The 19,896-nt window shown below is 43.5% G+C and carries 21 protein-coding genes; 11 read left to right on the top strand and 10 right to left on the bottom strand.

Features of this window, described 5'->3' with window-relative positions; translation table 11 throughout:
* Positions 1 to 526: 526 nt before the first annotated feature.
* Positions 527 to 2,818 carry a penicillin-binding protein PBP1B gene (pbp1b, locus tag ACZ49W_RS00515; protein ID WP_464813406.1) on the bottom strand — a complete coding sequence of 764 codons (2,292 nt, stop codon included), beginning with the start codon at positions 2,816 to 2,818 and terminating at the stop codon, positions 527 to 529.
* A gap of 153 nt (positions 2,819 to 2,971) precedes the next feature.
* On the opposite strand from pbp1b, the gene tyrS reads away from it, so the two are divergent.
* On the top strand, positions 2,972 to 4,231 hold the full coding sequence (gene tyrS, locus ACZ49W_RS00510; RefSeq protein ID WP_464813405.1) for a tyrosine--tRNA ligase: 1,260 nt from the start codon (positions 2,972 to 2,974) through the stop codon (positions 4,229 to 4,231).
* A 50-nt stretch (positions 4,232 to 4,281) separates the two neighbouring features.
* Positions 4,282 to 5,067 (top strand): TMEM175 family protein, encoded by a 786-nt coding sequence (locus ACZ49W_RS00505; protein WP_464813404.1) that lies wholly within the window; start codon positions 4,282 to 4,284, stop codon positions 5,065 to 5,067.
* Positions 5,068 to 5,095: 28 nt separating this feature from the next.
* On the opposite strand, the gene ACZ49W_RS00500 is transcribed toward ACZ49W_RS00505, so the two are convergent.
* The 8 genes from ACZ49W_RS00500 to ACZ49W_RS00465 all read right to left on the bottom strand — a co-directional run bounded on the left by ACZ49W_RS00500 (position 5,096) and on the right by ACZ49W_RS00465 (position 10,489).
* Positions 5,096 to 5,899, bottom strand: a complete 804-nt coding sequence (locus tag ACZ49W_RS00500; RefSeq protein ID WP_464813403.1) for a metal ABC transporter permease — start codon at positions 5,897 to 5,899, stop codon at positions 5,096 to 5,098.
* On the bottom strand, positions 5,896 to 6,597 hold the full coding sequence (locus tag ACZ49W_RS00495; protein WP_464813402.1) for a metal ABC transporter ATP-binding protein: 702 nt from the start codon (positions 6,595 to 6,597) through the stop codon (positions 5,896 to 5,898). The genes ACZ49W_RS00500 and ACZ49W_RS00495 overlap by 4 nt, the downstream gene beginning before the upstream one ends.
* Positions 6,598 to 7,041: a zinc-dependent MarR family transcriptional regulator gene (locus ACZ49W_RS00490; protein WP_464813401.1), complete on the bottom strand. Its 444-nt coding sequence runs from the start codon at positions 7,039 to 7,041 to the stop codon at positions 6,598 to 6,600. It lies immediately after the preceding gene.
* Positions 7,042 to 7,118: 77 nt separating this feature from the next.
* The gene (gene ispE / locus ACZ49W_RS00485) at positions 7,119 to 7,970 is read right to left on the bottom strand and encodes a 4-(cytidine 5'-diphospho)-2-C-methyl-D-erythritol kinase (RefSeq protein ID WP_464813400.1); all 852 of its coding nucleotides are present in this window, start codon (positions 7,968 to 7,970) and stop codon (positions 7,119 to 7,121) included.
* 138 nt (positions 7,971 to 8,108) lie between these two features.
* Positions 8,109 to 8,540, bottom strand: a complete 432-nt coding sequence (nusB, locus tag ACZ49W_RS00480) for a transcription antitermination factor NusB (protein ID WP_464813399.1) — start codon at positions 8,538 to 8,540, stop codon at positions 8,109 to 8,111.
* A complete protein-coding gene (locus tag ACZ49W_RS00475; protein ID WP_464813398.1) occupies positions 8,533 to 8,922 on the bottom strand; it encodes an Asp23/Gls24 family envelope stress response protein in 390 nt (129 codons plus the stop codon). The genes nusB and ACZ49W_RS00475 overlap by 8 nt, the downstream gene beginning before the upstream one ends.
* Before the next feature lie 51 nt (positions 8,923 to 8,973).
* Positions 8,974 to 9,531 (bottom strand): elongation factor P, encoded by a 558-nt coding sequence (efp, locus tag ACZ49W_RS00470; protein ID WP_464813397.1) that lies wholly within the window; start codon positions 9,529 to 9,531, stop codon positions 8,974 to 8,976.
* A gap of 85 nt (positions 9,532 to 9,616) precedes the next feature.
* The gene (locus ACZ49W_RS00465; RefSeq protein ID WP_464813396.1) at positions 9,617 to 10,489 is read right to left on the bottom strand and encodes a helix-turn-helix domain-containing protein; all 873 of its coding nucleotides are present in this window, start codon (positions 10,487 to 10,489) and stop codon (positions 9,617 to 9,619) included.
* A gap of 457 nt (positions 10,490 to 10,946) precedes the next feature.
* On the opposite strand from ACZ49W_RS00465, the gene ACZ49W_RS00460 reads away from it, so the two are divergent.
* From ACZ49W_RS00460 to ACZ49W_RS00425, 8 genes are all read left to right on the top strand, one after another.
* Positions 10,947 to 11,117, top strand: a complete 171-nt coding sequence (locus ACZ49W_RS00460) for a ComC/BlpC family peptide pheromone/bacteriocin (protein ID WP_464813395.1) — start codon at positions 10,947 to 10,949, stop codon at positions 11,115 to 11,117.
* Between the two features lie 80 nt (positions 11,118 to 11,197).
* Complete coding sequence (locus ACZ49W_RS00455; protein ID WP_464813394.1) at positions 11,198 to 12,061, top strand: ABC transporter ATP-binding protein; 864 nt, start codon at positions 11,198 to 11,200, stop codon at positions 12,059 to 12,061.
* Positions 12,058 to 13,230 carry a hypothetical protein gene (locus ACZ49W_RS00450; RefSeq protein ID WP_464813393.1) on the top strand — a complete coding sequence of 391 codons (1,173 nt, stop codon included), beginning with the start codon at positions 12,058 to 12,060 and terminating at the stop codon, positions 13,228 to 13,230. Before ACZ49W_RS00455 ends, ACZ49W_RS00450 begins: the two co-directional genes overlap by 4 nt.
* A 27-nt stretch (positions 13,231 to 13,257) precedes the next feature.
* Positions 13,258 to 15,462: a peptidase domain-containing ABC transporter gene (locus tag ACZ49W_RS00445; RefSeq protein WP_464813392.1), complete on the top strand. Its 2,205-nt coding sequence runs from the start codon at positions 13,258 to 13,260 to the stop codon at positions 15,460 to 15,462.
* Positions 15,459 to 16,397, top strand: coding sequence for a DUF6568 family protein (locus tag ACZ49W_RS00440; protein ID WP_464813391.1), 939 nt, complete (start codon positions 15,459 to 15,461; stop codon positions 16,395 to 16,397). The genes ACZ49W_RS00445 and ACZ49W_RS00440 overlap by 4 nt, the downstream gene beginning before the upstream one ends.
* Positions 16,398 to 16,542: 145 nt before the next feature.
* Positions 16,543 to 16,707 carry a hypothetical protein gene (locus ACZ49W_RS00435; protein ID WP_464813390.1) on the top strand — a complete coding sequence of 55 codons (165 nt, stop codon included), beginning with the start codon at positions 16,543 to 16,545 and terminating at the stop codon, positions 16,705 to 16,707.
* Complete coding sequence (locus ACZ49W_RS00430) at positions 16,708 to 16,869, top strand: hypothetical protein (RefSeq protein ID WP_464813389.1); 162 nt, start codon at positions 16,708 to 16,710, stop codon at positions 16,867 to 16,869. It abuts the gene before it with no gap.
* A gap of 54 nt (positions 16,870 to 16,923) precedes the next feature.
* Entirely contained in the window at positions 16,924 to 17,415 is a 492-nt protein-coding gene (locus ACZ49W_RS00425; protein ID WP_464813388.1) for a hypothetical protein, read from the top strand.
* A 5-nt stretch (positions 17,416 to 17,420) separates the two neighbouring features.
* On the opposite strand, the gene ACZ49W_RS00420 is transcribed toward ACZ49W_RS00425, so the two are convergent.
* Positions 17,421 to 18,821 carry a Cof-type HAD-IIB family hydrolase gene (locus ACZ49W_RS00420; RefSeq protein ID WP_464813387.1) on the bottom strand — a complete coding sequence of 467 codons (1,401 nt, stop codon included), beginning with the start codon at positions 18,819 to 18,821 and terminating at the stop codon, positions 17,421 to 17,423.
* Between the two features lie 67 nt (positions 18,822 to 18,888).
* Here ACZ49W_RS00420 and ACZ49W_RS00415 point away from each other — a divergent pair, with 67 nt between their 5' ends.
* Complete coding sequence (locus ACZ49W_RS00415; protein ID WP_464814933.1) at positions 18,889 to 19,848, top strand: asparaginase; 960 nt, start codon at positions 18,889 to 18,891, stop codon at positions 19,846 to 19,848.
* The last annotated feature ends 48 nt before the right edge of the window (positions 19,849 to 19,896 follow it).

Here is a 19,896-nt window from a genome sequence, read left to right as displayed (position 1 = left end):
TGGCACAAGGAAACTTTGTCTATTTTCCTAGAAAATGAGGGCGAGTTCGTTTACAACTAAGATACTAAGGGCGTTAAAAAAGCAAGAGGAAAATAGGAGACAAACAGCAGGATGCCATGCATCCAAGGGATGGCTATCTTTTTCCCGACGCTTTTAGCCCGAGTTCCACTCGCCACAGAAAAGCTGAGGCAAAGCCTCTAGCTTTCTGACGCTTAGCCCTATAAGGCTAAGCTAGGCGACTGACTAGGTTATCTTTTGATTATTGTCGAATCAAAAGATAACCGTCGCATACAACTAAGATACTAAGCTCTTTGATAGCTCAGTTTTGTCCTTTTTGAAATAATTAGAAAGATTAAGTTTAGGTGACAAACTGTTTTTTTCCTAATTTTGGGCACAAAAAGAGCAGCCAAATCGTTCTTAATCAAGAGTGATTTAACTGCTGTAAGTCCTAGCTGGACAAGATTTCAGCTAAAACAGACGACAATATTTGATACCATTTTAGCATATTTTTTTCATTTTGACAAGACTAACGTCCCAATAAACTGGACCAAGCTTTTTGATAATCACTATCCGTACCCCCAATAGCAAAGCGGTAAGTCATATTACCTGGACCATTTTTTGCCCAATAGCTGGTGGTCATCTCACCGTTGACCGTGATGGCTCCTCGTCCTGGCACATCCACCTTTCCTGGTCTTAGACCAGTAGATTTGAGCACATCTGCTCGGATAATGCTAGAATCTAACCCAAAACGCTCGCTGCCAAAAACACTACTATCTGCTTGGTTGATGGCATTGACCAAGGCTGCGACATAGCTAGCGTGGTTGTTATAGCCGGTCAAGGACTGCATAGAATGGTTGTCATCATGCCCTGTCCAGTTTCCCAAGGACACCCTAGGTGTAGAGAGCATGAGCCAAGCATCAGAATAATTGTCAGTCGTTCCGGTCTTTCCTGTCCAATCCACACCAGAAGCCAGCGCAGGATTCAGAGCAGACAAACGATTTTTAAAGGACGTGGTCACACCAGAAGCCACGGGACCTTTGAGCAGTTCCTCCATGATGCTAGCTGTTGCCTTGCTGTAAACACGAATCGGTTTTTGCTCATGGTGATAGATGACCTGACCACTGGCATCCCTAATCTGATCGATGATGTAACCTTGCTGATATTCTCCGCCATTTGCAAGAGCTTGGTAAGCATTGGTTTGTTGGGCAACAGAAACTTCAATTCCCCCTCCAAGCGGTAAGCTTTCGATACTATAATCAGCGATGTCATAATTCATCTTCTTCATATAATCGGCAACGTCAACGCCTTTTTGTCGCAATAGGCGGTAGGTCCAGTAGGCAGGAATATTCCAAGAAGTATTTAACGCCTCTTGCAGCGAAATCATGGTCGTTCCCTCATCAGCTCCGTGCATGATTTTTTGTCCACTAGAAAAGGTCGTGGGATAGTTGGACAAGACACTAGCACTTCCCATCAAGCCTTGGTCAATCGCAATACCATAAGCCAAGATGGGCTTGATACTAGAACCTGGTGAGCGCTTGGTATCAAAGGCATGGTTATTTTGGTTGCTACGGTAATTTCTTCCCCCCACAAAGCCCAAAATCGCCCCTGTCTGATTGTCCATGAGGACATTTCCCATCTCAAGCTGGCCTGTGCCATCATCTAGGAGACTTCCGTACTGAGCAGCTGCTGTCTGCATGGCTTCATAGACTGGACGGTTAATGGTGGTCACCACTTGATAGCCACCTAGACGCAGATCTGCTTTGGCTTTCTCACGATAGGCTTTTTTGGTTTCGTCATTTTTCAAGTCTTGTTCGGACACGCCATCACGTTTGACCAAGTAATCATAGAGATGGTCTTCTGCTTCAGCCATGACGGTATAGTAGAGATAGTCATGCTGGCTACTACCGACTTGCTCAGGCGCTTTAAAATCCTTGCTGATGTCATAGTTACTGTATGTTTTGTACTCAGACTGCGACAAGACACCTGTGCGGTACATATTGTAGAGGACGGTCTGCTGTCTGGCAAGACCCGCCGCCATATTTTCCTTGGATTTCAACTGCCCATCTGCGGTATAGGGAGAATAAACAATGGGACTTTGAGGAAGTCCTGCTAGAAAAGCGGCTTGCGGCAGGCTCAAATCCTTAGCCGAAACCCCAAAAATCCCCCTTGCTGCTTCTTCAGCACCAGCGATATTTTGCCCCCGATTATTGCGCCCAAAAGGAGAGACGTTGAGATAATCGGTTAGGATGGTCTCCTTATCCATATAACGCTCTAGCGCTAAAGCATAAACCATTTCCCTTGCCTTGCGCTTAAAGGTGGGATCATCTCCTAACACCTGCTGTTTGAGCAACTGCTGGGTGAGGGTTGACCCCCCACTGCTTTCCCCCAGTCCCAAGAGCGATCCCAAGGTGGCCCTGAATACCGCCTTTGGTACAACACCGTGATGACTCTTAAAATTTTCATCCTCTGTTGCAATGATGGCTTTTTTTAAGTAATCCGAAATATCATTTCCCTTGACAGGTGTGCGCAAGAGGTCGCTATCAATGCTTGCGATCGTCGTGCCATCGGCATAAACCATTGATGAGGTCGTACTGAGCGCTTCGACTTGCTTGAGCAGCTCGTCCTTAGGCGGAACGGCTACTTCATCCACTTGACTAGCAAAATAACCCAAGCCTAACCCTAGACCCAACATCACAAAAAAGAGTAGGGCTAAGAGGAAAAAGCGAGACAAATGCCTCAGCGTCTCCAAAAAGACAGTCCCAATCTCCACAAGGGTCCAAGAGTTCTGTTTTTCTTGGTTACGTCGTTTTTTCTTCATCGTTTATCATACCTCGTTCCCTTATTATAGCAAAACTTTTAACATTTTTCCCATATTATCCAAAAGATACACCTTTCCTTGAAATGCCTTTTGCCAGTTAGGGCTTTTTTTGTTATAATGGAGAATAAAATCAAAGACGAAAAGAGGACTTCCATGAATATTTTTGATCACCTAAAAGAACGCGGTTTGATTTTTCAAACCACGGACGAAAACGAGCTGAGAAAGGCTTTTGAGGAGGGACCTGTCAGCTTTTACTCTGGCTATGACCCAACAGCAGATAGCCTCCACCTCGGTCACTTAGTGCCAATTCTTATCATGCGCCACTTGCAGTTGGCTGGTCACAAGCCTTATCCTTTGGTGGGCGGTGCCACTGGTCTGATTGGAGATCCGTCTTTTAAAGATGCAGAAAGAAGCCTGCAAACCAAGGATACGGTCAAAGATTGGGGCAATAAAATCCAAAAACAATTAGACCGTTTTCTAGATTTTGACAAGGGTGACAACAAGGCGGTCATAACCAACAACTACGATTGGTTTGAGGATATTTCTTTCATTGATTTCTTGCGGGATGTCGGCAAATACTTTACCGTCAACTACATGATGAGTAAGGAATCCGTCAAAAAACGCATTGAAACAGGGATTTCCTACACCGAATTTGCCTACCAAATCATGCAAGGGTTTGACTTTTACGAGCTCAACCGCAGACACGGCGTAACCTTGCAAATCGGAGGGAGCGACCAGTGGGGCAACATGACCGCAGGAACCGAACTGCTACGCAGAAAGGCAGACACGACCGCCCACATCATCACAGTGCCCCTCATCACGGACAGCACAGGCAAAAAATTTGGTAAATCAGAAGGCAACGCCATCTGGCTAGACGCAGAGAAAACCTCGCCTTACGAGATGTACCAGTTCTGGCTCAACGTCATGGATGAGGATGCCATTCGCTTCCTCAAGATTTTCACCTTCTTGTCGCTTGAGGAGATTGCAGACATCCAAAAACAATTTGAAGCTGCACCACATGAGCGCCTCGCCCAAAAAATCCTAGCTAAGGAAGTGGTCACGCTCGTTCACGGAGAAGCTGCCTACGAGGAAGCCCTCCACATCACCGAGCAACTCTTTAGAGGAAATATCAAGGAACTCTCTGCCAAATCTCTAAAAGAGGGGCTCAAAAACGTACCGAACTACGAGGTACAAGCCGAAGATAATCGTAATATCGTAGATATCTTGGTGCAAGCGGGTATCTCCCCATCCAAGCGCCAAGCAAGAGAAGATATCACCAACGGAGCTATCTACCTCAACGGTGAGCGTTTGAGTGAGCTCGACTATACTCTAACAGATAGCGACAAAATCGACGGTGAACTCACCGTTATCAGACGTGGTAAGAAAAAATACGCCGTCCTCACCTATGCCTAATCCCAAAAGCTCGGTCCACGAGCTTTTTCTGTGAAAAAGAAAGAAGAAACATGCCTAGAGAAAATCAAAAATCACACCCAAACCGCGAACAGCGCCAACAAGACATCCAAGACTTTATCGAAAAAGTCCGTGACGAATTTGCCCTCTCCTATCCTGAACTTGAAGGCCTCAGCGAAAAAGAAGCTAGAGAAGTCTTAGAAGTCCTCAAAAACGAAGAAGACATCGCCAATAAAAAACGCATGAAAGACCATTTGGAAGTCTTTTCCGATGCCGTCATCGCCATTGTCATGACCGTCATGCTGCTGGAGATTCCTATTCCAAGTGCCAGCGTTTCATTCCACGAGTTTCGCCACAGTATCTTTCTCTTTCTCGTCACCTTTTTCTTAGTTGCTGATCTCTGGTGGCACAATCATGTGGCCTTTGATGGGACAAAGACTGTCTCGCCAAAGATTGTCATCACCCAATTCCTCTTTATGGCAAGCTTAGCGCTCCTTCCCGTCTTTACCCACTGGATGATGGAGGAAATCACCTTTACAGCCGTTTTTGCTTATGCCCTTATCGCTATCATCACCAACTTTTTTCAGTGGTGCCTCAAGTACTTTATCCTGCAAGAACGCTATGCCAACACAATCCACACCAAAGAATTTGTCAAACACGTCAGCTACCGCAGGCTCCTTAATTCCATCATCATTAGCTTAATCATCATTGGTCTTGCCAAGATCAACCCCTACATCGCCTTTTACTTCTACCTGCTCTCACCTGTCGCTTCCTTTATCCGTACCCTTAGAGAACCTCAGGAAGTTCTGCGACCTCGTTTTCACCTCAAACGTAAATAAAAAAGATGTTTCACGCGAAACACCTTTTTTATTTTCTCTTGATAAGGCTGACCAACAAGAAAAGACCGATAAAAATAATGGTAATCGTCGCACTCGCTGGTGTTTCCCAAAAATAAGAGAGAAAAATCCCTGCCACCATGCCGACAAAACCAATGCCGATCGCCCAGAAAATCACACTCTTGAAACTCCGACCTAACCGCATGGCGATACTGGCAGGCAGCACCATAATGGTGGAAACAAGAAGGGCACCAGCCGCTGGAATCATGAGCGCAATAGCAATCCCCGTCACTAAGTTAAAGAACACCGACATAAGCCGAACAGGTAAGCCATCAACAAAGGCGGTATCTTCGTCAAAAGTGAGGATGTACATGGGCCGGATGAAAAAGAAGGTCAAGAGCAAAATCACCGCCGCAATGCTAAAGAGCGCCACCACCTGCTCCGTGCTAATGGTGATAATCGAACCAAACAAATACTGATCGAGATTGACACTAGAGGCATTGTCCGCCTTACTAATGATAATTAAAGACAAAGCAAGACCTAGGGACATGAGGATAGCGGTCGCAATCTCCATATAGTGGCGATAAACCGTCCGTAGGTATTCCAAAACCAAGGCACCTACCGCCACCACTAAAACTGTGGTCCAAGTCGGTGAAATCCCTAGAAAGACACCTACCGCCACTCCAGCTAAGGAAACATGACTAAGGGTATCACTCATAAGACTCTGCCGCCTTAAAATGAGAAAAATACCTAAAATTGGCGCAAAAATACTAATAGCAACCACCGCCAACAGCGCGCGCTGCATAAAATCATACTGTAAAATCTCTGCAATCATGATGAAGCCTCATCCTCCCTTTCATGCACATTAAAACAACGCCAAGGCAAATCATGGTTGCGCACTAGATGGATATTGCGATCCGCATAAGCCTTGACCTCTTCTGGATCATGGGTAATCATGAGCACCGACTTGCCGTGCTTATGAGCATTGTGGTGCATGAGTTCATAAAAGGTCTTGGTGGTCCCTGCATCCATCCCAGTGGTCGGCTCATCTAGGACGAAAACATCTGGATCAGAGGCAAACATCCGAGCAATCACCGCCCGTTGCTTTTGTCCACCAGAGAGATCTCCCAAGCCCTTATGTCGATTTTCCCACATGCCAACAGACTCTAAGCTAGCCTTAATATGCTCCTCGTCGTGGCTATTGAGCTGTCTGAACCAGCCTTTTCTCGGATAGCGTCCAGACTTGACAAACTCATAAACGGTACTTGGAAACCCTGCATTAAAACTAGCAATCTGCTGAGGAAGATAAGCCATTCGCAGTTTTTTACCTTGGGTATTGACAGGCGAGATGGTCACCGTCCCAACCTTGGGCTGTAAGATACCTAAAGTCGCCTTGATAAGGGTGGTTTTGGCAGCCCCATTCTCCCCAGTTAGGGTTACAAACTCTCCGCTATCCAGATGATAATTGACCCCTTCCAAAACAGGAGTTTGCTCGTACTGATAGGAGAGATTTTCAACGGTAATGTAGCGCATCTAGGCTTCCTCCAATCCTTTTGACAGGGCATCTAGAAAACGGGCAATCACTTCTTGCTCACTTGCTGAAAAACCCTGCAACAAATTTTCATAAACAGCTAAGGTCTTTTGGTGATGCTCATCGTGTTCCTTGGCAATAGGAAGAGCAGCCGGTGTCAAGGTCAAAAGACTAATCCGACCGTCCTTGCGGTCTTTTTGGATATCGATCAAGTCCTCTTTGACCAGACTTTTGACCGCCTTGGTCACAGCTGCCTGACTGACAGACAAGCGCTTGGCCAACTCTGAATTGGTCAAAGATTCCTTGGATAATAGCATTAAAATATGTTCTTGTGTATTGGTCAACTTGACATCGCTCCTGCAAGCACCGAGCAAGAGTTCATGCTGATTTTCAGCCTTGAGCAGGATTTGCTGCAAGACTTCATCGATTTGCTGGGACATGTTCATCTTTGTTTCCCCCATTTTATTATTAACCAGTTAATTATAGCATAAAATAAAAAAGAGTCAAAGAAAACCTCAACTCTTTAGGACAAAAGCCTGACCTTATAGACTTCTTGGCAAAAGCCTTTCATACTATTCATGACCCGATTGGCACGTTTCTCGGTCGGGCAAAGGGCAAAGACCGTCGGCCCACTCCCTGTCATCAGCGCCACATCCGCCCCAGCCTCTAGCATCTTGTCCTTGATTTTTTGGATAAAGGGACGCTTCTTGATGGTGATGTCCTCCAAGGAATTGCCCATGCTGGCAAGCATGCCCTCATAATCATCAGCCAAGATGGCAGCCTTTAGCCCATCGATATCCACACGCGAGATGGTTTCTGGCTCAATCTCCTTAAAAATCGTCCGCGTCGAAACACCGAATTTTGGCTTGACCAAGACAACCCAAGAGGAGAGCTTGGTGGGCAGCAACTCTACCACTTCTCCCTTGCCTCCGATCCAAGCACAGCCGCCTTCTAGACAATAGGGTACATCACTGCCAATCTCAAAGGCCAAATCGATCAACTCCTCCTTGCTCAAGCGCAAATCCCACAGCTGATTGAGCGCCCGAAGAGTCGCCGCCGCATCAGAAGAGCCACCTCCAAGCCCAGCACAGATGGGAATGGTCTTTTCCAGACGAATCTTGACCCCAGCTGTAATACCGTAACGTTCCTTGACCAGACGCACCGCCTTATAGACATCATTTTTATGATTGTGGGGCATCCTGTGGCTGTTGGACTCAAACTCAATCCGACCATCTGGGAGTTCCGATAAGATGACATAATCATTCAAATCCACGCTGACCATAATCATGGACAACTCGTGGTAGCCGTCCAAGCGCTTGCCCATAATATCCAAACCGAGGTTAATTTTTGCAGGGGCTTTTTCCATTATTTCCATCAAGCTACCTCTTCTCTCGTCCTTTGTTTGTCTATTATAACAAATTTTTTCCCATTTCTTTAGTGGAAACCTCACCTCGTCAGAGAAGCCGTTTTCTTCTTGAACAAAAAAGGAGTCCACAGGACTCCTACTTTATATTTAAGATTCTTGGGATGCAAACTGGGTTAGAATCCCGTTGATAAAACGTGGCGATTGGTCATTGCCATAAGCCTTAGCTAGTTCGATGCTTTCATTGAGCGCTACCTTAGACGGAGTTTCGTCATGATAGAGCATCTCGTAAAGCCCCAGACGAAGCAGGCTCAAATCCACCTTGGTCAAACGCTCCAAAGACCAGCCAGACCTTAGCTTGGGCGCGATGCGCTCATCCAAGTCCTCACGGTGCTCTCTCACCCCTGTGACCAACTGGAGCAAGAAAGCAGGCACATCCAAGACCTCATCTTCTGCCAAATCCTTGTCATAGCTATAAGCAAAGTATGCCGCCTCTAAGCTGTCCGCCCCAAAGGTCTCGGCAAAGACTGCCTGAAAGGCCCGCTCTCTTAGCTCACGGCGTGAATGCTTCATCTCAGTCATTCAAGAAGTCCTCTTCAAACAATGACTTCATGTCTGGTTTTGGCGTTTTTTCTGGGACAATGCCAAGCACATGCACATTGACCTCATCCACCACGACCTCCGCCATGTCAAAAATCGCTGACTTGACCGCTTGCTGGATAGCAATAGCCACTGCTGGTACACTGACACCATATTGCAGATAAAGGTAGATGTCCACACTCAAGCGTCCCTCTTCATCTGACTCCAGATAAACCCCACGACCAAGCGTGGTCTTGCTGAGTGTATCGGTCATGGTCTTGTTGTGAAGCGAGTGCACGCCTTCGACCTTCATGGCCGCAATCCCTGTGATGACCTCTAGCACGCGTGGTGCTATGACGATCTCACCAATGGTTTCATTTGTCATCGCTCTTCCTTTCTATACGTAATCCTGAAATAAGGTCACAAAAGACCCCTATTAAGCACGTGAAACGTAAGTTCCCTCAGCGGTGTTGATGATCAGTTTTTGACCCACTTCGATAAAGTCAGGCACGTTAACCACAAGACCTGTTTCAAGTGTCGCTGGCTTACCAGAACCCGTCACAGTCGCTCCCTTGATAGATGGTTGGGTCTCTGTTACAGTGAGTTCAACCGTTGTTGGAACGGTCACACCGATTACTTCTGTACCGTAGAATTGAATCTTCACCTCAGCGTTTTCAAGGATGTAGAGCAACTCATTTTCCACGTTAGCAACTGGAATTTCGTATTGGTCATAGCTTTCTGTATCCATAAAGTTAGCCGTGTCATCCATCTTGTAAAGGTATTGAGCAGGACGTGTCTCAATGATAGCTTGCTCAAATTTTTCCTCAGGACGGTAGCTCGTGTCAAAAGTAGAACCCGTACGCACATCACGCAGTTTCATGCGCATGATGGTGTTTCCCTTACCTGGTTTGTGGTGGCTTGCTTCCAAAACGCGGAGCAATTTGCCCTCAGACTCAAACGTCATCCCAGCTTTTAACTTACTTGCTTCAATCATGGTAGATCTCCCTTGTTTTCAAAATAATATCATCTTATTTTACCATAGAAAGAGGAAATACTCAAATGAATTATTGGAAAGCTCTTTATTTGCTATCGGGAAAATCTCGCTGCAAGCCCTCTTCAAACTTGAGGTAGAGACGTTCCTGACCAAAGATCTTGCAGAGGTACTTGGCCTCGGTGTAGTACTCCTTCAAGGTCTCACGAGGGAGAAAATCCTCACCAGCATTGGCTACAATGGAAATCAAGACAGCTAGTTGATAGCTGGTATGGTGTTTTTTGCAGAGTTCGATTGTCTCAAGTGCTAGATCCATGGCCGCAAAGTTCTCCCCCTTTTTCCAAAGATAATAGCTATAATTGTGTTGCACCTTGATATAGCCAAAAAGATGATCCGAGTAGGAGAAATCCTTGGTCTCATACTCCTTGATGAGAAGCTGATAGATCTCCTCGTAACGTTTCACTTCATCCTTGTTGGCATAAAAGTTAGCCAAGGTATTGAGAACATCCAGATAAGTCGGACTCTGAGGGGCCACAATTTTAGCCAGCTTTTCTAATTTATGAATGGCCTGCTCTTTTTTATCATGATCATAATATAATATCAAGACTTCTATCCAGTCTAAATAGTGTTGTTCATCAATAGAGAGTCTAGACTTTTTCTCCTTTTCCAAGTTGAACAGATACTCTAACTCCTCATAGTTGCGATCATCTAAGAGACGAAAAGCGATCTTTTTAAAGGAGGTCAGGTTGGAGGGGATGGTCATCTTTTCATCAAAAAAATAGTCTATCGAGACTTCTAGTCTCTGAGCTAGCTTATGCAGTAACTGGGAGGAGGGCGTAATCAGCCCTCGTTCAAACTTACTCAACTGGCTTTGTTCGCAGATGCCATCTGCCACTTCTTTTTGTGAGAGGCCCTTTTGTTTGCGCAGATACTTGAGCCGACTGCCTAAGGTTTGATTCATTGATTTGTTTCCTTTTTTATTTATCCTATTTCTCATTATACCGCTTATCTCAGCAGAAGGCAAGTTGTGATAAAGTTTTTTTAGACTTTTTTTAAAAAAAAATGAAAAAAAGACTTGACAGATAAAAAAGATAGGTTTACAATGAAAGCGTAAACAAAAGAAAGGGGAGTCTTCTTATGAAACGGATATCGAAATGCTTGGTCGTCTTAGCTCTTCTAGGGATATTTCTCCCTCATCCCAAGCCTACCTCACTATTAGACAACTCTCATGCTGCATTCTATTCATCAATAGATCACGGTGAAATAAATTAAAATCATTTAGCAGGAAAGAAGGTGATTCCAATGGTTATGTGAACAGACCCGTTTGTCCAAATACAAACTGGCAAACGAAACGATCGTCATCATCACGTTTTTACTCGTGATGCGCCTTATCTCAACAATTGTCGGAGGATACGAACATGAAAGCATTAACAACTGAAGAAATGATGACTGTGCAAGGTGGTTTTGGTTACTATTGGTATTGCAAGGATGGATACCATAGTGCTGTTCATCTCCAAAAAAGCACGGCAGAAGTGAACGCTTATGAACACGAACACCGTTATAATACAACTTGCTGGGTAAAAGGTTAGACGGATAGTCTATCAAAACGGTTAGCCGTCATTCTTTTATTGGCTAACCATTTTTATTTTAATAGAGTAGGGCTAATATTATGAAACTAGAACTAAAAAACATCTCTAAATCCTACGGCACCAAAAGAGTCCTAGAAAATATTTCTCTTGAACTTACTTCTGGTGTCTATGGTCTACTTGGACCAAATGGAGCAGGAAAAACAACTCTTCTTTCCATCATTTGTCACCTGCTTAAACCGACAAAAGGAACGCTCTTACTTGACAATCAGTCTAAAGCCAGTTATTTTTATCAAAATCTTGGATTTTTACCTCAAGACTTCAGCTTTTACCCTAGTTTTTCAGGACTAGATTTTCTCCTCTATCTCGCTAAACTAAAGGGTATGTCCAGATCAGCAGCCAAAAAAGATGCTGAACGTCTACTCAAGCTAGTTGGTCTATCTGATGTCAAAAAACAAAAAATCGCTAGCTACTCTGGAGGGATGAAGCAGCGGCTCGGTATCGCTCAAGCTCTTCTCAATGATCCAAAAGTTCTCATCCTTGATGAGCCGACGGTTGGACTGGATCCCAAAGAGAGGAACCGCTTTAGAAACCTCATCAGCGAACTCTCTAGTGATCGTATTGTCCTCCTATCAACCCACATCGTTTCTGATCTTGAAGCCATCGCCAAGGAAATTTTGATCTTAAAGGATCGTCGCATTGCCGAAAAAGGCACAGCCAATCAGTTATTAACCCTCATTCAAGGAAAGGTTTGGGAAGTCATCATACCTGAACAGGACAGACATTACTATATCTCACACCATACGGTCGTGAATGAACGAATCCTTCCAGATGGCTGGGTGCTACGCATCGTGAGTAGCACCCAGCCATCCCCAAACGCTCAAGCTGTCACCCCAAACCTAGAGGATTTCTATCTCTACCACTTTAAGGAGGAGGTTACGCTATGATGTCCTTAGTTCCCTTTGAGTTACACAAACTCCTCAAGAAAAAAGTCGTTTTAGGTAGCTGTCTTGTTCTTATACTTGCTTTATTGGGATTATTTTTTATTCATTTCAAAGGAAGTGCTGTGTCAGGTTCTTCTGATAGTAAGGTTCATGGACAAGCAGCTATCCAATTAAATCGTCAAATCGTCCAAACACACACTGGTCCCTTAACAGACAAACTGATCAATCAGGTATTTAAAGATTACATCAAGGAAAAAGAAAAATATGGATCTTTCGGATTCTACAATGAAAATTCTCAACTTGCCTTAAGTACTTTAATAGAAAATCCAACACCCTTGCTAGTCCAAATCAACACTGAGGCCAATAGTGATGACCTTACAAAAGAAACCTTTGAGCCCGTTAAATTGCTCTCGCAAGAACAACTCGGTTCTGCTTTTCCTCTTGATCAGCTAACCTTTGGCAATTTTGCTCCTTGGTACTACTTGTTTCAAACGATAAATAGCGGTTTTGTTCTCATTGTTTTATTTACCACTTTTGTCTGCTCACCTGTGTTTTCTGGTGATAAGTCTAAAAATATGGAAAAACTGCTCCTTTCCACAAAAAATGGACGCAACCGTTTGACCTTAGCTAAACTAGCATCTGTTTTCATTATTGGTTCTTTAACATTTATCATCGTGCAAGCCACTATTTTAACAGCTTTTGGTTCTTATTTTGGCTTCAGCGGTGGAGAAACTAGCGTTCAGTTAAACTTGAACTGGATCAGCCCTGTGTCAAACATTATGGCCTTTCCTATCCAAATGTCACTTTCTCAATTGTTAGTTAACCTCTTGATTTTCCAATATATTGGATTATTGCTGATTATTGGGTTTACCGCTTTTATTTCTAGTCGTAGTAAGTTATCTCTTTCAACTTTTGGTATTTCCGCAGGTTCTTTCTTTGCTTTTGAGTTTCTGACTCATGTTTTTTCCAAAGGCTTGCTTAATAAATTACTACTATTCCTCTCTCCATCAACCAATGAAACAGATCATCTTCTACTCAAACTCTCCAATCATCACGGGTTTTTCACCAATCATTTTTACACCAATGCGACCATTATCATCATTGTACGACTTGTACTCATTGCCTTCCTTCTTTTTATCACCTACCGCGGTATGAAAAAAATAAAGAGCTAGAACATTTTTTCATTTGGAGGACATTCTATGAGATTTAAAGGCACTTTACAGCATAGCTCCGAAGATTGTGGCACGGCCTGTTTAGCTAGTATTTTAAACTACTATGGAAAAACTATTCCTGTTAGCACTTTGAAAAAACAACTGGCCTATGGTCCTATGGGGGCAAATCTCCTCAGCATGGTGGAAGTCGCTAAACAATATGGTCTAGAGGCAACATCACTAAAGGGAAATTTTGAAGAGCTAAATACTGCCATTCAATCTGGAGAAATAATCCTTCCTTTCGTTGCCCATGTGACCTTAGAAAACGGTGCTGGACACTTTTTAGTCATCTTACACTGGTCTAAGAAGACGATCAAAGTCTTTAACCCAGCAGAAGGGATTGAAACCATCAGCATAGAAACGTTTCAGAAAAAATGGACCGGTTATATCATCACCTATCGAAAAGGTAAAAACTGGAGATCTTTTAAGCAATCAGACAAGAAATATGACTTATTTTGGAAAGAACTGCTCCCTAAGAAAAAAGACATTATCTTGATTACCATCCTATCCTTTCTTCTTATGGGCATCTCCTTTCTCTCTGCTTACTTTGTCAAGTATATCTTAGATCGACACCTCTTAAAACAATCTTCTGACCATTTCGTTCTCCCTGACCTTCTGCGTCACCTGATGGATAATCTGACTTGGTTAGTGATTTTAATTGGTTTTATCTACTTGGTTCAACTTGGTTTGAATATAGCCAAGACAATCAGTCTTTCGACCCTATCGAAACACTTAAACAAACGTTTTTCTAATATTTTCTATCAAAAATTAATGGCTGTTCCTGCTCTATTTTTCTCACGAATGCCGTCAGGTGAAGTGATTTCTAGATTTCAGAGCATCATCAGTTTGCAAAGTATCATCGTTAACTTCATCTTGACGATGGCTTTAGAAACCATAAGCTCTATCATTGGAGGGATCATTCTATACACCGTCAGTCCTTTATTGTTTGGAGTTGTGATCGTTTTATTAGTCGTTTACTTTGGACTGGTGAGTTTTTTCCTACCAATCCTGAAAAAGCTTAGTAAACAATTCTATACTTCCTATTCAGAAAGCCTTACTTTTTTATCTCAAAGCTTCCAAGGCATTGTTACCATAAAAAGCAGTCGCTCTGAATCTTGGTTTTCCAACAGATTTTCAGACATGATTAAAAAATCTGTTCATTACAAGTACTTGGAAGGAAATTATAGTGGCATTTTAGGAGCCTTAATCGGATTTGTCGAAGGAACTGGTAACATGATCATTTTGATCCTCGGTATCCATCTCGTCCAACAAGGACAATTGTCTTTGGGATCTCTCATCGCTTTTCAATCTATGGTCGTCTTTTTTATCACCCCCGTTAAGAAACTGGTGTTATTACAGGATGATATTCAAAATATTTCCGTTTTGACCTCTAGACTGAATGATGTTTTAAAAGAAACAATAGAATCCAATGGAGAAACAAAGCAGTCAATGAAACTGACTAACTATGAGATCCAACTCAATGCCCTATCTTACCAAGAGCCATTTTGTCCTCCAATTCTACAAAACATCCATTTACATATCAAGGAAGGAGAGTTTATCTCCCTGATTGGTATGAGTGGAAGTGGAAAGTCAACTCTGCTTAACATTTTAGCAACTATTACAAAGCCAAGCATGGGGGCTTATCTTTTAGGAGGAAAAGATATTCATGACTTTTCTCTTGAAGATCTCCGCTCTAAGATTGCCTATGTCGAACAAGATTCCTATCTTTTTTCAGGAACTCTAAAGGATAATATTCTAATGGGACATCCTCAATATGAGCAATCACCTAACTTTAAACAACTCTGTCGAGTTTTTGGTATTGGTGATGGGACAAACCTCCCTTTGACCCTTTCAGTGAGAGAAAGTGGTAGTAACCTCTCAGGAGGCCAAAAACAGCAAATCAATCTATTGAGAGCGCTTCTCCATGATCCCAAAATATTACTTTTGGATGAGGCAACCAGTCATATTGATGCCGCTTTAGAAAGACAAATTTTTCAATTTCTAAAACAATATCATTCACAGATGACCATCATCAGTGTCTCTCATGATCAACAAGTCATTGACTATGCCGATCGTCTCATTGTTTTAAAAAACGGCATGATTGAATCTGTGGGAAACGCTCATGATTTAGAACAAAATAGTCTCACTTATCAACAGTTATTCTGCTCAAATAAAAAGGAGTCTCTATCATGAAACAAAAATTATTAACCTATCTCTTTTTGCTCAGTTCTGTTTGTCTTTCGCTTAGCCTTAAACAAGCTTTAGCAGACACTGAAAATTCATCAAATCTTCCTGTTACTGATATGCAAACTCAATCTCAAATTCAAGACAAAGAAAATACGGTTATATCTGCCCCCTCTTCCTCACAAGAGAGCAAAGAAACTCTCTCGACTGATACCACCCCATCCCAGCCATTAGTAACCCATGAAATAGATAAAGAAACCTATGAAAAGAACATTTCAGACCTTACACGAATCTCAAAAGAACAAGTTTTAAAAGATTTTAGTCCAGATCAACAAGAACACACACTTTATATCGGAAGAGCTGGCTGTATTCACTGCCGTCGCTTTTCACCTGTGATCAAAGAATTTAATCAATTGACCAACGGAACACTAGAATACTACGATGTAGAAGGCAATGACTTTGATGATCAAATCGCACATTTTTTATTCACAGAAATAGGGATTCCTGGAACTCCTACTGTTTTACGTTTGAACAATGGTCAACCTCTATCTGCATGGGTAGGTGAAGACATTACTGCTCAAAAATTATATGACTATCTCTATAAAGGCATTGACCCTGAACAAAACATTACTCCAGAGGTCAATACTAACACCAGCCAAACACCAAAAAACAATGCTCTTACCTCCTCTGATACTGCTCCTATCCTGCAAAAAGAACCTCTTATTTTAAGAAAAATAGATGATCAAAATATGACGACACCTCACCTCATAAATCTCTCACAAATGAGCAAATCTCAAACATCCCACTCCCAGACGATAAATCGAATCCTGCCACAAACAAGCGATTCTAAAGAATCTTTCATCACCATTTTGTCAGGAATTAGCCTACTTCTTTTGGCTATCACTTTCTCCATTCAAAAAAGCCATCTTAAGTATCATCATTGAACTCAAAAGAAGACCAATTAGGTCTTCCTTTTTGCTGTCTATTCAGTATAAACACATGGAAAACACCTATATTTCTGGATTTATGATTTTTTTACTAAAAAAAGTCAAAATAAACTTGAAGTCTTTTTTGAAAAAGATGAATAAGATGAAAAAAAGATTATTATTTGGTTTGTTCTTAGCTGGGTTGTGTCTAGTGGCCCTATCCTTATTGACCCTCCCCCGTCAAAACAATACCAAAGTTCAAGCCAGTTCTCAACCTAAAAACGCTCAAGTGCATAACCTCACCTTAGAGCGGGTTTCTCGTTCTTGAATGAGAAAACTCTCTAAAGACGAGGTTGATCATTACTTTGATGAGCCAGATGCCGATTTCAAAGATAGCGATCGGGTCATCATGACAGAAGAAGACAGTGAGCCTGGTGGCTTTGTCCGTCTTGGACACCAAGAAGGACCTGCCGGTGAAACCTTAGATTAAAATCACCAAGTCACCGTTCCCATCCTCAATGCTAGTCTTACCATCATCACGCCCTTGGTAGGAGCTAGTCTCTCATCTTCTTCCGCCTTTCAACTCGTCAATACCGCAACCACCCTGTCCCTCTTGGGTGGGGCTACCATCGCTGGTGAGATTTTAGGGGGAATGCTCATCCTCACTAGTCCTTGGTTTAAAAATCTTTCTATCAAGCAGATCCTCATGGTCAACCTGCTCGTTCTCTTGCTCTTGTTCCTTAGTTTTTCCTGGCATCAGATTGCTATCCTCGCTATGCTCCTCTTTCTCTCTAGCTTATGTATTGGCATGCTGAACCCCAAGCTAGGTAGCTTGATCTTCAACCAAATCGACCAAAACCAACTGGCCACCGTCTTTGGCGGCATGGTCACTTATTTTCAACTAGGAGAGATGCTCTCAAAACTGCTCTTTTCTAGCCTCGTCATTCTCCTAACGGCAGAAACAGTTAGCCTCATCTATGGCGGTCTTGTCCTGCTCGCTTTCCTTTATCTCCTGATTTCCACCAAAAAAGACTAGCTTCCCTAGTCCTTTTTGTTTGTTTTGGTCTCTCTAGCCCTCGCCTTTCTAATCTGGCGTTCTAGTTCGTGATAGATGGCAGGTTCTGGGGCGAAGCGCTCCTCCCAGTCCTCTGGTTTTTGAATTTTATGGGTGATGGGGTCAAAATGCGCCTTACCATCGGGGAAGATTTTACCCATATTGGCGGCATGAACGGTGTCGAAGATCGGTTTTGGATCAATGCCCATGAGGGCAAAAGAACCGTAACAGAAATAGAGCAAATCCATGAGAGCATCCACTTGACCCACCAGTTGAGACGTGGTCGGCTCTTTTTGGTTGACCTTTTTGACCGCCTGATCGATGGCCTCATGAAGAGCAGCGACACTGGCTTCAAAGTCTGCTGCTTTAGGATTGGTCGCCTTTAAAAACTCCACCAGCTCCTCCACCTTAAAGTTAGCCCGATGACTGGCTGTTTCAGGATCAAAGGCGCGCGGCATCTCATTAAGCTGACCGTCCATCATCTCGTGGAAATCCCTAACCTTGTTAAAATTATCATCCAGACTTTGGAAAGTCAGCTCTGTCTCCTTATGAATCAAACCATAATGGGCAAGGGCATTTGCAATGCCATCTTGGTTGTTGCTAGTGGTGACATAAGTGGCTGCTTTTTTCGCTTCCTTGGTCGCATTGCCCATGGCCACCCCAATGCCCACACCAGACAGCATCTCAAGGTCATTGTCCGAATCTCCAAAAGCCATGACCTCATGAAGGACAAAACCAAAATGCTCACCGGCTCGCTTGATGCCCTCTAGTTTTGAATTGCCCTTGCTGATTAAATCAGCCGAGTAGGGGCTGCTTCTTGTAATGGTCAATTGGGAAAATTTGTCCTTGAGTTGATCGGTTTCTTCACGAGATGCTACCAAGACCACTTGGTAAATGGGTTCACGCATGACGGTCAAGAGACTAGCTCGATTCTGCGGTTTGATCCGTCTGATGACATGCTTAAAGGTGCGCTGAAAGGTCTTTACGGTTTTTTTAGGCAGGGCTTGGCTCACCACTTGACCCAGCCAACTGGTTCCCATACTGATAATATTGGACCCAACAAGTCCAGAAGCCGTCCCTAGTGAGATATCTTTTCGCTTATCAGACGCATACTTGATGACGCGGTAAAGGACAGACTTAGGCAAGAGGTGCTGGTAGAGGATCTGATCTCTGGTAAAGATATACTGACCATTATAGCTGACCGCCACGTCAATCTCCAAATTTTCCATAAAACGATGGATAAAACCTGGCCCACGACCTGTCGCCAGCCCAACTAGTATCCCTTGGGCATGGAGTTCTCGAATCGCCTTTTGAGTCGATTTTTGCACAGACTTGACATCATTTAAGAGCGTACCATCAATATCAAAAAATACCGCCTTGATTGCCATCTGAAGCCCCCTTCTCATTTCATTTATGATACAATAATACCATAATCTAGAAGGAAACAACATGAAAATGAAAAAAATCTTAGTTTTACATACCGGTGGCACTATCTCTATGACTGCCGATGAAGAGGGAAATGTCAAAGAAAGCCAGCAAAATCCCATGACTCAGCTTGGTGTGACTCTAGACCATGTGACCCTTGAGATTTTGGAGCCTTTTTCACTACCTAGCCCCCATATTCGGCTTCGCCACATGTTAGAACTCTATCGCATCATCAAAGAAAAGGCGGACACTATCCATGGCGTGGTCATCACTCACGGAACAGATACACTGGAGGAAACGGCTTATTTTCTTGATACCATGAACCTACCAAACTTTCCCATCATTCTCACTGGTGCGATGCGCTCGTCCAATGAACTAGGGAGCGACGGCGTTTACAACTACCTCTGCGCCCTTCGTGTCGCAATCCATGACAAGGCTTGGGACAAGGGGGTACTGGTGGTCATGAATGACGAAATCCATGCCGCCAAGTATGTCACCAAGACTCACACCACCAATGTCGATACCTTTCAAACACCGACCCACGGACCTCTTGGCATTATCATGAAACATGACATCTTGTTCTTTAAGACCGCGGAGCCACGGGTACATTTTGATTTGGACGACATCTCAGGAACGGTGCCTATTATCAAAGCTTACGCAGGGATGGGGGACGGTATTATTAGCCTCTTGTCTCCTGATACCATTGACGGAGTAGTCATTGAAGCCCTTGGAGCAGGCAATCTCCCACCTGAAGCTGCCAAAGCGCTAAATCATCTCATGGAGCAAGGAGTACCTGTCGTCCTTGTTTCGCGTTGTTTTAACGGCATTGCAGAGCCGGTCTATGCCTATTCAGGAGGTGGGGTTGACTTGGCCAAACATGGGGTCATGTTTGTCAAAGAACTCAACTCCCAAAAAGCACGCATCAAACTTCTCATCGCCCTAAATGCAGGTCTAAGAGGAAAAGACCTCAAAGACTATATTGAAGGCTAATCCATAAAGAAAACCAACATCTACGAGAAATAGTGATGTTGGTTTTCT

This window comes from Streptococcus sp. STR1/CE/0325 (assembly GCF_055386095.1).
The sequence above is the reverse complement of the archived record's forward strand: the minus strand, read 5'-3'. Positions and strand labels throughout refer to the sequence as shown.